The organism is Rhizobium sp. SG_E_25_P2 (genome assembly GCF_029892285.1).
GTDB lineage: Bacteria > Pseudomonadota > Alphaproteobacteria > Rhizobiales > Rhizobiaceae > Rhizobium_E.
In genome coordinates this window covers 203,915-217,004 of sequence record NZ_JARXVM010000007.1, presented here as the reverse complement: position 1 = coordinate 217,004, position 13,090 = coordinate 203,915, and the positions used below count along the sequence as shown (strand labels likewise).

At 63.3% G+C, this 13,090-nt stretch carries 13 protein-coding genes; 4 read left to right on the top strand and 9 right to left on the bottom strand.

The genetic code is table 11. The features are described 5' to 3' along the window. Positions 1–47: 47 nt before the first annotated feature. The 8 genes from M2360_RS12425 to glpK form a co-directional block, all read right to left on the bottom strand. Entirely contained in the window at positions 48–1,238 is a 1,191-nt protein-coding gene (locus M2360_RS12425) for a YbfB/YjiJ family MFS transporter (RefSeq protein ID WP_280775447.1), read from the bottom strand. Positions 1,239–1,385: 147 nt separating this feature from the next. Beyond that, positions 1,386–1,868, bottom strand: a complete 483-nt coding sequence (locus tag M2360_RS12420) for a general stress protein (RefSeq protein ID WP_280775446.1) — start codon at positions 1,866–1,868, stop codon at positions 1,386–1,388. 30 nt (positions 1,869–1,898) lie between these two features. After that, positions 1,899–2,237, bottom strand: a complete 339-nt coding sequence (locus M2360_RS12415) for a hypothetical protein (RefSeq protein ID WP_280775445.1) — start codon at positions 2,235–2,237, stop codon at positions 1,899–1,901. Between the two features lie 62 nt (positions 2,238–2,299). Then, positions 2,300–3,049 (bottom strand): type I methionyl aminopeptidase, encoded by a 750-nt coding sequence (gene map, locus M2360_RS12410; protein WP_280775444.1) that lies wholly within the window; start codon positions 3,047–3,049, stop codon positions 2,300–2,302. Between the two features lie 48 nt (positions 3,050–3,097). Continuing rightward, positions 3,098–4,138 carry an LLM class flavin-dependent oxidoreductase gene (locus M2360_RS12405; RefSeq protein ID WP_280775443.1) on the bottom strand — a complete coding sequence of 347 codons (1,041 nt, stop codon included), beginning with the start codon at positions 4,136–4,138 and terminating at the stop codon, positions 3,098–3,100. An 84-nt stretch (positions 4,139–4,222) separates the two neighbouring features. Continuing rightward, positions 4,223–4,639: a type II toxin-antitoxin system VapC family toxin gene (locus M2360_RS12400; RefSeq protein ID WP_280775442.1), complete on the bottom strand. Its 417-nt coding sequence runs from the start codon at positions 4,637–4,639 to the stop codon at positions 4,223–4,225. Further along, positions 4,639–4,884 (bottom strand): type II toxin-antitoxin system prevent-host-death family antitoxin, encoded by a 246-nt coding sequence (locus M2360_RS12395; protein ID WP_280775441.1) that lies wholly within the window; start codon positions 4,882–4,884, stop codon positions 4,639–4,641. The genes M2360_RS12400 and M2360_RS12395 overlap by 1 nt, the downstream gene beginning before the upstream one ends. A 94-nt stretch (positions 4,885–4,978) precedes the next feature. Beyond that, positions 4,979–6,469: a glycerol kinase GlpK gene (glpK, locus tag M2360_RS12390; protein ID WP_280775440.1), complete on the bottom strand. Its 1,491-nt coding sequence runs from the start codon at positions 6,467–6,469 to the stop codon at positions 4,979–4,981. Positions 6,470–6,666: 197 nt separating this feature from the next. Between glpK and xdhA the strand changes: the two genes are divergently transcribed. From xdhA to M2360_RS12370, 4 genes are read left to right on the top strand one after another with little or no spacing between them, the layout of a single operon-like run. Then, positions 6,667–8,145 (top strand): xanthine dehydrogenase small subunit, encoded by a 1,479-nt coding sequence (xdhA, locus tag M2360_RS12385; protein ID WP_280775439.1) that lies wholly within the window; start codon positions 6,667–6,669, stop codon positions 8,143–8,145. Beyond that, on the top strand, positions 8,142–10,478 hold the full coding sequence (gene xdhB / locus M2360_RS12380; protein WP_280775438.1) for a xanthine dehydrogenase molybdopterin binding subunit: 2,337 nt from the start codon (positions 8,142–8,144) through the stop codon (positions 10,476–10,478). Before xdhA ends, xdhB begins: the two co-directional genes overlap by 4 nt. A 6-nt stretch (positions 10,479–10,484) precedes the next feature. Next, positions 10,485–11,291 (top strand): xanthine dehydrogenase accessory protein XdhC, encoded by an 807-nt coding sequence (gene xdhC / locus M2360_RS12375; RefSeq protein WP_280775437.1) that lies wholly within the window; start codon positions 10,485–10,487, stop codon positions 11,289–11,291. A 54-nt stretch (positions 11,292–11,345) separates the two neighbouring features. Next, complete coding sequence (locus M2360_RS12370) at positions 11,346–11,933, top strand: tetratricopeptide repeat protein (protein WP_280775436.1); 588 nt, start codon at positions 11,346–11,348, stop codon at positions 11,931–11,933. Positions 11,934–11,942: 9 nt separating this feature from the next. Here the strand turns inward: M2360_RS12370 and M2360_RS12365 are convergent, their stop codons facing one another. After that, positions 11,943–13,028, bottom strand: coding sequence for a DUF1176 domain-containing protein (locus M2360_RS12365; protein WP_280775435.1), 1,086 nt, complete (start codon positions 13,026–13,028; stop codon positions 11,943–11,945). Between the last annotated feature and the right edge of the window lie 62 nt (positions 13,029–13,090).

The following is a 13,090-nucleotide window of genomic DNA, read 5'->3' as shown; positions in this document are numbered from 1 at the left end:
CGCTCGCAATGGCGTCAAAGCCGCCTAACGAGAATGTAATTTCCCGGTCAGGTTCCGGTCATGATCGGCGCGCGCCGAAGCGGAAAGGCGATCAGCGCCGCAAGCGTCAGCGCGCCTGCCGCCATCAGGCTTGGGAGGGTGAAGCCGCCGGTCCATTCGGCGACGCTTCCAGCCGTCAGCGGGCCGGCGATCTGGCCGAGGCCGAAGGCGGCGGTCATCAGCGAGAAGGCGCGGCGGGGGCTTTCGGGGGCGAGATCGCGGGCGAGCCTCAGCCCATAGGCGGTGATGACCATGAAGGTCGCCCCCAGGAGCAATCCGCCCAGCAGGGGCGCGATCGGTCCGTGTAGCAGCACGGAGGCCGCCACGCCCAGGGCTTCGAGCGTGAGCGCCGCGAGATAGGCGCCGCCAAGGCCTTGGCGCTGCATCAGCGGTCGCCAGACGATCAGCGACAGCGCCGCCGCGCAGCCGGCCAGAAACCAGCTCAGGAATTCGATGCCTGCGCCCATCCGGGCCTGCCGGACCATGGCGACGATGAAGGTGGCTGTGACGACATAGCCGAAGCCGAACAGGCCGTAGGACAGGATCAGGCGTGAGAACGCCGGCGTCCAGGCGAGGCGAGGTTCCCGCGCCTGCACTGCGGGTCCAAACGACATCGGCGGCAGACGCGTGAAGACCAGGACGAAAGCCGCGAGGCTCACGAACCCGCCTGCCAGCCAATCCAGCCGCCAGGCTCCGGGCGCGATCTGGCCGAGCGCAAACACCAGCGCCGATGAGGCGGCGATGCCGAGACCGACGCCGCCGAAATGGGCGGATTGGATGCGTTCGCCGCCGATGCGGGCGGCATGCCCCAGCACGACAGAGCTTGTGAAGATCATCGCAAAGGCGCTGGCGACGCCGGAGAGAAAGCGGATCAGCGTGAAGATCAGGATGTCATCGGTTGCGGCCATCAGCCCAAGCAGCGCGGCATTGGCTGCGAGCGCCGCAAGCGCCGTCCGCCGCTCCCGACCAGTCGCCCAGTTGAGCGAGGCGAGAAGCGCGCCGGCGAGATAGCCTGTGAAATTGCCCGCCGCGATCAGGCCCGAAGCGCTGGCGCTGAGGCCGAGTTCCGAGATCATGCCCGGTAGGATGGGCGTGAAGGAAAAGCGGCCGAAGCCCATGGCCGCAGCCATGGCGACGGCGCCGGACAGGGCGGCGGCGCTGGCATAGTAATCGCGTGGGGCGGATGGAGATGAGGACATGATGCGCGGGCCTGTTGCAGTGCAGCGGATATGGGACCCGTTTCGCAGCCTGACAAATGACAATTTGTGAAGCATGCATAACACTTTCAACGCCTCAAAACGCAGATGGCGGCCGAAGCCGCCATCCTCATCTCATCAAGCCCTTGATCAGGGACGCGCCACCTGGGCGCGATAGGTGCTGCGATCCGGCCGGATCGAAGGCGCCCCGTCGAGCGGGAACGCCGCTTCCACGCCGCGCCAACCTTCATCGAGATAGAGCCGGCGGCGATCCTCGGCGTCGATCGCGTCATGGCGCGCCAGGATGCGCTTCACTTCGCCTTCGCGATCGTCATGGATGCGGACGGCGACCAGCACACCGCCGCGCTTGACGCTTTCGGCATAGACATGGGCGTGGTCTTCGATCACATCGGCGCCCATCAGGCCGCTCAGAAGGCCCTTGGCGCTGTTGAACACATAGTTGAAACCGGTCAGTTCCCCGGCTTCTGCGGATGTCGCCTGGTCGAGGCGCTCGGCCTCGCTCTGGCTGGTGATGACGGAAATGTCGTCCGAGGCGATGCCGGTCATCTTCAGCGCCGTCACGGTGTCCTGTGCTTGGGCGTAGGCGTCAAAAAGTCCAACTACGGTCTTCATCGGCGTTCCTTTCGTCCTGTTCACGAGGCTTCAGTTGAGATCGATCCGTGGTCTCGCGGCTACCTTTCCTTGTTTGTCCAGGCCGACATCGATGCGTCTTGCGCCTGATGTCGCCACTCCCCGCCACACGCCTTTTGCGTCGAGCCGGAGCTCGCTGATGGCCAGAAAGCCCATGGCTTCCAGGCGGGCGCGCGCCTGCGCTTGCGAGTATGAACGTGTCCCTTGTTGCAAGCCAGGCGCCGGGATCGATCCGGTGGTTTCTTCCCTCGGGGCGAGCGCTTGAGCGTTGGCCCCGCTGAAGAGTAGCAGCGTTGAAAGCGCGAGCGCAAGGCGCGCCCGGCGAATTGGTTCTATCGTCATGAAAACCAAGCTCCCTTTTCGCCCTGGTCAAAACGCCGGCGGCGGGGAGTTGTTCCGATCCGGAGCCCTTATCAGTCGACGAGGGTGAGAATCACCACGCCAGCGCGGGTGGCTACGATTGTATGCTCGAATTGCACGGTCAGCGCGCGCGGCTCGCTGTAAAGCGTCCAGGGATCATCGCCGCCTTCGGCCCAATTGGCGCCCAGCGACAGGAAGGGTTCGACGGTGAAGACCTGGCCGTTTTCGATCATGCGACGCTCGGACGGGTCGGGCCAGGTCGCCAGTTCCGAGGGCTCTTCATGCAGCGAGCGGCCAACGCCGTGGCTGGCGAGGTTCTGGATCAGCGTGTAGCGGTTCTTGCGGGCGAAGTCGCCGATCGCCTGGCCGATCTTCGCATAGGGCTGGCCGGCGCGGACCTGGTTGATGCCCGTCCACATGGCGCGCTTGCCGTCGCGGCAGAGCTTTTCCGTGCGCGGGGCGATGGGCGCCATGACGAAGGACGCGCCGGTGTCGGCGAAAAATCCGTCCTTGACGGCGGAGACGTCGATATTGACGAGATCGCCCGGCTTCAGCACCCGGTCTCCCGGAATGCCGTGGGCGACCTCTTCATTGACGCTGATGCAGGTGGCGCCGGGGAACTGGTAACATTCCTCGGGCGCCGATTGCGCGCCCTCCTGCTCCAGAAGCCGGCGGCCGATCGCGTCGAGTTCCGCCGTGGTCATGCCGGGCTCAATGGCCTCCGACATCTTCTTGAGCGTCAGTCCGCAGATGCGGCCGATTTCTTTCAGCTTTTGCAGTTCCTGATCCGTTTCGACAACCATGCGGGGGTCCTTTCGCCCCTGAGCCTATCGACGCTTCGGAGAAAAAGGTCAACCGCCGATCGCGTCGCGCACGATGGGAGCGACTCTGGTTCCATAGAGCTCGATGCCGCGCATCAGCTGGTCATGCGGCATCAGGCCGATCGCCATCTGCAACAGGAAGCGGTCGTTGCGGAAAATCTTGTGATGCGCGATGATCTTGCGCGCCAGCGTCTCCGGATCGCCGATGAACAACGCGCCTTCTGGCCCCGTGGAACGATCATATTGCGCCCGGCTTGACGGACCCCAGCCGCGTTCGCGGCCGATGCGGTTCATCACTGCGCTCGAGGGTCCGTAGAACTGGTCGGCGGCGGCCTGATCGGTGTCGGCGACAAAGCCGTGCACATTGATCGAGGTCTTCAGTGTGGCGGGATCATGGCCGCCCTTTTCCGCCGCCTGGCGGTAGAGATCGAACAGCGGCGCAAAGCGCGCCGGCTCGCCGCCGATGATGGCGAGCCCCATGGGCAGGCCGAGATAGCCGGCGCGCGCCACCGATTGCGGCGTGCCGCCGACCGCGATCCAGATGGGCAGCTTGTCCTGCAGCGCGCGTGGATAGACGCCGCGGCCATTGATCGGCGCCCGCGTCTCGCCGCCCTGCCAGGTGACGATCTCGTTGTCGCGCACGGTCAGCAGCAGGTCGAGCTTCTCCTCGAACAACTGATCGTAATCATCAAGGCTCTGGCCGAACAGGGGGAAACTTTCGATGAAGGAGCCGCGGCCGACCATCAGTTCGGCGCGACCCTTTGCGATCAGGTCGAGCGTGGCGTATTGCTGATAGACGCGCACCGGATCATCCGAACTCAGCACCGAGACGGCGCTGGTTAGCCGGATCTTGTTCGTGCGGGCGGCGATGGCCGCAAGGATGACGGCGGGCGCAGACGCCGCGTAATCGCGGCGGTGATGTTCGCCGAGGCCGAAAACGTCGAGCCCGACCTGATCGGCGAGTTCGATTTCCGCGATCAGTTCCCGAATGCGCCGCTCCGCATCCCGCCCACGCTCGCCCGGGGCGGGATCGGGATTGACGTCGGCGAAAGTGTAGAGGCCCAGTTCCATCGTAAACTCCTGTTTGCAACGGATATGGCGATTTTCGCGGGGCGAGGAAAGGGGTGGGGAAGCGAACACTGTGTCAGATGCGGCTCAGCGCGGACGCCAGGGGTCAATCAGGGGGAGGGGGAGGTCCCGGAAATCCCTGATGTTGCGGGTGACGATGGTGCAGCCATGCGCCATGGCGGTGGCGGCGATCATCGCGTCGCGATAGGGGCGGGTGCGGGGATGCATGAGATGCGCGAAATGCAAGGCGCAGGCATGGTCGAGAGGCAGAATCCTGTTTTCGAAATGAGCGAGGAGAGAATTGCGCAACCAGTTCGATAAGAGCGTCGAACCACGCTCATCCTTCGCGGCAAGCTTCAGTATGCCAATTTCGATCTCGAATACCGTAATCGCGGAAAGAAACTGGGTCTCCGGCTCCTGCGTGGCGGACCATTGCACGACGTTGCGGTCCGCTTTGCCACCCTTTCTCAGTTCTGAGACGACATTAGTGTCGAGGATGAACATTAGTCGAATTCGGCTGGCCTGAGGATGCTGTCATCCATTTTTTCGGGTTCGAAATCGATATCTTCATCCATGGCCAATAGAGCCGGGATAGACCGTGCTGCGCGCTGCAGCCGCTCGTAATCACTTTGCGACATCAACACATAGGCGTTCTGTCCATGCTGCGTAATGAACACGGGTCCCTGATCAGCCAGCTTTTCAGCCTGCTCTGCATTCTCGACAAATTCGCGTGCGGACATCACCGTCATGACAGCCTCCGATAGACTGACAATCTATCAGGCTCCGAGCCTCTCGCAAAGTCCCTGAGGCTGTAGCGGTATCGCACGATAATATGTTTAAGCGTCACTCCTCCAGCGTCTTCCTCACCGCCTTGTTCCATCCCTCGACCTTGGCCTTGCGGGTCGCATCGTCCATCTCAGGCGTGAACTGGCGGTCGAGCGCCCAGGAGGAGGAGAAGCCGGCCATGTCGGGCCAAACGCCGGCGCGGGAGCCGGCGAGCCAGGCGGCGCCGAGCGCGGTGGTTTCGAGGATCTGCGGCCGGTCGACGGGCGCATCGAGAATGTCGGCGAGCGCCTGCATGGTCCAGTCGGAGGCGACCATGCCGCCGTCGACGCGCAGAACCGTTTCCTTGCCGTCGGTCTGCCAGTCCTTATGCATGGCGTCGAGCAGGTCGCGGGTCTGGTAGCAGACGCTTTCCAGCGCGGCGCGGGCGAATTCGGCGGGGCCTGAATTGCGCGTCAGGCCATAGATCGCGCCGCGCGCTTCGGCGTCCCACCAGGGCGCGCCGAGGCCGGTGAAGGCGGGCACCAGATAGACCTGCTGGTTGGGATCGGCGCTTTCGGCGAGTTCGGCGGTTTCGCCGGCGGATTTGATGATCTTCAATCCATCGCGCAGCCATTGCACGGCGGCGCCGGCGATGAAGATCGAGCCTTCCAGCGCATAAGTGGTCTTGCCGTCTAGGCGATAGGCGATGGTGGTGAGGAGACGGTTTTTCGACGGCACGCGGTCGGCGCCGGTGTTGAGCAGCGCGAAGCAGCCGGTGCCATAGGTGGATTTCAGCATGCCCGGCTTGAAGCAGGCCTGACCGATGGTCGCCGCCTGCTGGTCGCCCGCCATGCCGAGAACGGGGATTTCCGCGCCGAAGAGATCCGGCGTGGTCACGCCGAAGTCGCTCGCGCAATCGCGGACTTCCGGCAGCATGGCGGCGGGAATGTCGAGCAGGCCGAGCAGTTCCTCATCCCAGGCATTGTCGGCGATGTTGTAGATCAGCGTGCGTGAGGCGTTGGTGGCGTCGGTCAGGAAGCTCTTGCCGCCGGTCAACCGCCAGAGCAGGAAGGCGTCGACGGTGCCGAAGCAGAGTTCGCCTTTTTTCGCCCTGTCACGCGCGCCCTCGACATGGCTGAGCAGCCAGGAAAGCTTGGTGCCGGAGAAATAGGGGTCGAGGAGCAGGCCGGTCTTTTCGGTGAACAGCGGCTCGTGGCCCGATGCCTTCAGGTCCTCGCAGAATTTTGCGGTGCGGCGGTCCTGCCAGACAATGGCGTTGTGGATCGCCTTGCCGGTGGCGCGATCCCAGACCACCACCGTCTCGCGCTGGTTGGTGATGCCGATCGCCGAGATGTCGGAGGCCTCAAGGCCGCTCTCAGCGAGCGCGGTGCGCACCGACCAGAGCGTCGATTCCCAGATCTCTTCGGGATCATGCTCCACCCAGCCCGATTGCGGGAAAAACTGGGTGAATTCCTTCTGGCCGCGCGCCACGGCTTTCATGTCGCCATTGAAGACGATCGCCCGGCTCGACGTGGTGCCCTGGTCGATCGCCAGAATATATCCGCTCATTGGATCCTCCCATCCGCTTTTTCCCAATTTTCAATCTGAACTCAAAACGAAAGTCAAAGGAAAACAAACGCGCCTTCCACTTCCACGCGCCCGGCCGAGTTTGACCAAAAGGTAAACGCGATCAAAATTGACTCTTGCGCTTTTGTGCATCTGCGCACAGGCTGTCACGTTAGGTTCAAATCGCGACTGGCGGCATCATGACTTCACGCACCACAATCCGCTTCCTTCTAAATGGTGAAACGGTCGAACTCGGGGGAATCTCGCCGCGTTTGACGCTACTCGACTGGCTGAGACTGGATCGGCGGTTGACCGGAAGCAAGGAAGGCTGCGCCGAAGGCGATTGCGGCGCCTGCACAGTGCTGGTCGGTCGTCTCTCGCAGGGGCGTCTCGTCTATGAAAGCGTCAATGCCTGCATCCGCTTTATGGGATCGCTTGACGCCACCCATGTGGTGACGGTGGAGCATCTCAAGAGCCCAGAGGGCATGCTCAATCCGATCCAGCAGGCGCTGGTCGATTGTCACGGCTCGCAATGCGGCTTCTGCACGCCCGGTTTCGTGATGTCGCTCTATGGCCTGTGGCTGTCGGAAGACAATCCGTCCCGCGCCCGCATCGAACAGGCGCTGCAGGGCAATCTCTGTCGTTGCACCGGTTACGAGCCTATCGTGAAGGCGGCGGAGCAGGCGGCGCGACTCAGGCCCGCCGACGTCTTCGATCCCATCGAAGCGACGCGTCATCGGGTGACGGAAGACCTGACCGCGATCAAGGCGTCGGGTTCGGTCGAGGTCGTCACCGGCGACGACGCATTCTTCATTCCCTCGACCACGGCTGAACTCGCAGATTACCTCGCGCGCCGTCCGCACGCCACCATCGTCGCCGGCTCCACCGATGTCGGGCTCTGGGTGACCAAGCAGATGCGGCCCATCAATCCGGTTGTGTTTATCGGCGGATTGGACGCGCTACAGACCATCGAACACAAGGATGGCGCGACGCGCATCGGCGCTGGCGTCACCTATGCGCAGGCGCTTTCGGCTATCTCCACATCGCATCCTGCCTTTGGCAAACTCCTGCCGCGCATTGGCGGTGAACAGGTGCGCAATATGGGCACGATCGGCGGCAATATCGCCAATGGCTCGCCGATCGGCGATACGCCGCCGGCGCTGATTGCGCTCGGCGCCAGCGTCACTTTGGCGTCGCGCGAGGGGCCGCGCACCGTCGCGCTCGAAGATTTCTTCATCGATTACGGCAAGCAGGATCGCCAGAGGCACGAATTCGTCGAAAGCGTCAGCGTTCCCGATCTGCCAGAGGACGGGCATTTCTCGGTCTACAAACTCTCCAAGCGCCGCGACGAGGATATCACCGCGGTGCTCGGGGCGTTTTTCCTGCGGCTCAATGGCGATGGCAAGGTAGCCGAGATCAGACTCGCCTTTGGCGGCATGGCCGGCACGCCCAAGCGGGCGGCGGCGGTCGAGGCGGCGTTGTCGGGCCAAGAATGGACCGAAGTCAATGTGCTGGCTGCCGCAGCCTTGATGGAAGAGGACTTTTCGCCGCTCAGCGATTGGCGCGCGAGCGCGGAGTATCGCATGACCACGGCGCGTAATCTGTTGACGCGCTTTTATCTGGAAACGCAGGGCGAGAAAGCCGAGCTTGTTCGCCGCGTCGCGGGAGGCTCCCGATGAACAAGATCGACATGACCTTCAAATCCGAAATCTCCGGCTCGATGCATCGGGATCGCCGACATGACAGCGCCCACAAGCATGTCACTGGCGAGGCCGATTATATCGACGACATGCAGGCGCCCGAGGGCACGTTGCATATGGCGGCGGGTCTCACCGACCGCGCCCATGCCGAAATCCTCGAAATGGACCTGTCGGAGGTCGAGGCGACGCCGGGCGTCAAGCTTGTGCTGACACATAAGGATATTCCCGGCCATAACGACATCGGTCCCGGGCACACCGGCGACGAGCCGCTTCTGGCTGAAAAGAAAGTCGAATTCCACGGCCAGATGGCCTTCGCCGTGGCGGCGGAGACGCGCGAGATCGCCCGCGCGGCGGCCCGCAAGGCCCGTTTCACCTATCGCGACCTGCCGCATGCCACCGATATCGTCGATGCGCGCGCGCTCGACTTTCCCATGGTGACCAAGCCGATGACGCTGAAGCGCGGCGACGCCGTATCAAGCCTCGAAAAGGCGCCGCGACGCCTCAAGGGGCAGATGCGCATCGGCGGACAGGAGCATTTCTATCTCGAAAGCCATATCGCGCTCGCCATTCCTGGCGAAGACGACGAGATGACCATTTGGTCCTCCACCCAGCATCCGTCGGAAGTGCAGCATATGGTGGCGACCATCCTGCATGTGCCGAACCACGCCATCACCGTGATGACCCGGCGCATGGGCGGCGGCTTCGGCGGTAAGGAAACGCAGGGCAACCAGTTTGCCGCACTCGCCGCAATCGCCGCACGTAAGCTCAGGCGCGCCGTGAAATTCCGTCCCGACCGCGACGAAGACATGACCATGACCGGTAAGCGGCATGATTTCCTCGTCGAGTATGAAACCGGCTTCGATGACGACGGCAATATCCTCGCGGTGAAGGCCAATTACGCCGCCCGCTGCGGTTTCGCCGCCGACCTTTCGGGTCCTGTGACGGATCGCGCTCTGTTTCACGCCGACAACGCCTATTTCTATCCCGACGTGCTGCTGACCTCGGAGCCGCTGAAGACCAACACGGTCTCCAACACCGCCTTTCGCGGCTTCGGCGGTCCGCAGGGACTGGTGGGCGCCGAACGCCTCATCGAGGAAGTGGCCTATGCGCTCGGCAAGGACCCGCTCGAAATCCGCAAGAAGAATTTCTACGCCATCGAGGGCGATGAGCGCTGCCTGACGCCGTACCACCAGAAGGTCGAGGACAATGTCATCCACCGCATCGTGGATGAGCTGGAGACCAACGCCGATTATCAGGCGCGTCGCGCCGCGATAATCGAGTTCAACAACACCTCACGGATCATCCGCAAGGGCATCGCGCTGACGCCGGTGAAATTCGGCATCTCCTTCACCTTCACGCCCTATAATCAGGCCGGCGCGCTGGTGCATATCTATCAGGATGGCTCTGTTCATCTCAATCACGGCGGCACGGAAATGGGGCAGGGCCTCTACACCAAGGTCGCCCAGGTGATCGCCGACGAATTCCAGATCGATATTGAGCGGGTCAAGATCACCGCCACCACCACCGGCAAGGTGCCCAACACCTCGGCCACGGCGGCGTCCTCGGGGTCCGATCTCAACGGCATGGCCGCCTATGACGCCGTGCGCCAGCTGAAGGATCGTCTCTATTCCTTCGCGGCGGAGAAATGGGGCGTGCCGGCGGCCTCCGTCGAGTTCCTGCCCAATCGCGTGCGGGTGGGCGATGAGGAGATCCCGTTCCCGACCTTCATCAAGCAGGCCTATATGGCGCGCGTGCATCTGTCGGCCGCAGGCTTCTACAAGACGCCGAAGATCCATTGGGATCGCGCCAAGGGCATGGGTCGGCCGTTCTTCTACTACGCTTATGGCGCGTCCTGCTCGGAAGTGTCGATCGACACGCTGACCGGCGAATACATCATCGACCGCACCGATATTCTCCATGATGTCGGCAAGTCGCTGAACCCGGCCATCGACAAGGGCCAGGTGGAAGGCGCTTTCGTGCAGGGCATGGGCTGGCTGACCACCGAAGAATTGTGGTGGGACGGCAAGGGACGCCTCCGGACGCATGCGCCGTCAACCTACAAGATCCCGCTTGCCTCCGACCGTCCCGCCATTTTCAACGTGAACCTGGCCGAATGGTCCGAGAACCGTGAAATGACCATCGGTCGCTCCAAGGCGGTGGGCGAGCCGCCCTTCATGCTGGGCGTCTCCGTGCTGGAAGCGCTGTCGATGGCGGTGGCGTCGGTCGGCGACTACAAGCGCTGCCCGCAGCTCGATGCGCCGGCGACGCCGGAGCGCGTGCTGATGGCGGTGGAGCGGATGCGGAAGGCCTGATCATTGATGATCTCCACGGATCTTCCCGACGGCGATCTCGTGCTCGTCGAGGTCGTCACCGCCAAGGGCTCGACGCCGCGCGAGGCGGGCGCCTTCATGCTGGTGGGCGCGTCATCCGTGCAGGGCACCGTTGGCGGCGGGCATCTGGAATTCGACGCCATCGATCTCGCCCGCGCCATGCTGGCTGATGGGCGGATCGAAGAGCGCCTGGAGTTTACCCTCGGCCCTGATACGGGACAGTGCTGCGGCGGACGCGTGTCGCTGAGGCTCAGACGGCTGGATCAGGCGCTTCGGGATGAGGTCGATGCGCGGCTCACCCGCCAGGCTGCAGGCGCGACCGATGTTTATCTGTTTGGGGCGGGCCATGTCGGCCGGGCCCTGGCGCGGGCGCTTGAGCCCTTGCCATTTCGACTGACAGTCATCGAGAACCGGGCCGAAGAACTCGCTCTCCTCGATCCCGGCGTGAACAGGCGGTTGCTGGCCATGCCGGAAGAAGCTGTGGCGGCGATCCTGCCGGGTGGAGCGGCTGTCATACTTACTCATGACCACGCGCTGGATTTCCTGATCGGATCTGAAGCCTTGCTGCGCGATGATCTTGCTTATGTCGGCATGATCGGCTCAAAGACCAAACGCGGCGTCTTCGCCTCCTATCTGCGCGACTCAGGCTATGGCCCCGACCTCATGAACAGGCTCATCCTGCCGATCGGCGGCGAGCGGCTGCGTGACAAGCGGCCGGAGGTGATCGCGGCGCTGGTGGCGGCGGAACTGCTGGAAAGGCTGCTTTCGCCGACACACTCCAAAACGAGGCAATAGGCTCGGGCAAGTCTCGAACGTCAAAGCTCGGCACTAGCCATGCAGGAAAACGGAATGAACCATATCGACGCTGTCCGCGCCCAACGCGACAAACTGGCGCCGCTCGTCGAGGCGGCGCTCGACTTCGCCAAGCGCCGCGACGCGCCGATGCTGGCCGATGACCGCGCCCGGGGCGATCAACTAGTCGCGACCGCGCATCAGGCGTCGTTCAATATCGCCGAACTGTTCCTGCGACTTGGTCAGATCAACGAGGCTGCCGATCTGTTTTCGCAAACGCTCAGCCTCGGCGTCGAAGTGGGGCTGCTCAACGCCCGGATCGGCGCGATCCATCTCCGCAACCAGAATTACGTCGCCGCCGCCGCGCATTTCGAGAATGCGGCGCGGCTGGAGCCCGGTGTTGCCGACCATGCGATCCAACTGGGCCGCGCCCTGTTTCGGGCCGGCAAGATCTGGAAGGCGCGCGAAGCGCTGGAGGCGGCGCTGGCGCTGGAGCCAGACAGTCTCGCCGCGCTCACGGAGCTGGGCTCGATCTGCATCGCCTGCCGCGACGAACCTCGCGCCGCCGATCTCGGCCGGCGCGCGCTCAAGCTTGATCCCGGCAATAACGAGGCGCAACGTCTGCTGGATCTTGTCGACGCCTGATGCGATGCCTCAGTTGGAGGCGCTGAATTGTAGCGGCCAGGACGGCGGATCGGTTACCACGCCGTCGCAATTCACCTTCTCGCGATATTCCATCAGCTGGAATTCCAAAGTCTCGCCCGGCGCATCCATCAGCCTGAAGACGCGATAGACGCCGCAATCGCCGCCGCCGCTGCCGAGTTCGGTCGATATGAACAGGCCGCGCTCCGGCTTCACGTCGGCGCTCATCATCTGGACATTGTTTTCACCTTCGAGCGCCGGCGGATTGGGCAGGCTGAGCAGCGTCGCCCAGTCGCCGGGCGGGTCCTGGGTAATGGCGAAGACGCTTGAGCCCTGATAGGCGCCGAGGAAGCAGGGGACTTCCCAGAGTATGGAGCTTTCCGAAAGCTGGTAGCGTTGGCCGGGATAAGCGAGTGTTTCTGGGTCGCTGCATTGGTCAGGCGCGTAAGTGGCGATCTCCTTGCGGACTGCGGCCGGCACGTCATTGGTCGAGGCGAGAAGTTTCGCCGCGCCGATGGGAAGTCCGTCCGGTCCGGCATAGGCAAGCGCGGGCGCTGTGGGCGGCGCACTTTCCGCAGCCGGCGCATCCTGTGTGGCCGTCGCCGCTGCGGATGACGATCCGGGGCAGCCGATCACACCCTTGGCGCTCGCGACGAAAGGCGGCAGATCATTCCGCACCACCGTAACACGGGCTCTGTCGACGGTGATGAGAGATCCTTCTTCCGAGGCTTCCATGATGTGCAGGATGACATGAGTGGCTTCATCGTCGCTGGAATAAAGGCGATAGCCGAGCCGCGAGGGGAGATGGATATCGCCGCGCGCCGTCTCCGCAAGAGCAATCTTCTCCTTGCCGATCTCGATCCGCGCCTGGGTCGGTTTGCCCTCGCTGTCATAGGGCATGTAGAGGATATAAGCGTATTGGTCGCTGTCAGGGTTCTTGTTGCGTTGCCAGAAGGCCAGATGACAGACGCTCAGGCCGCCCTCGATTTCCTGCTTGCCGAACAGCTTCAGATCGATCGACGGGTCTTCGGCGCGCGCGGTTTGCGCCATGCCCAGGCTCAACAACAGCGCCAGGCCAATTCTTCTTAGAGACGTCATGCTTCCCCCAGACCCCAATTCGCCGCCTGTCTTTGCGATATGACGGTTTTCTAAATCTGAGG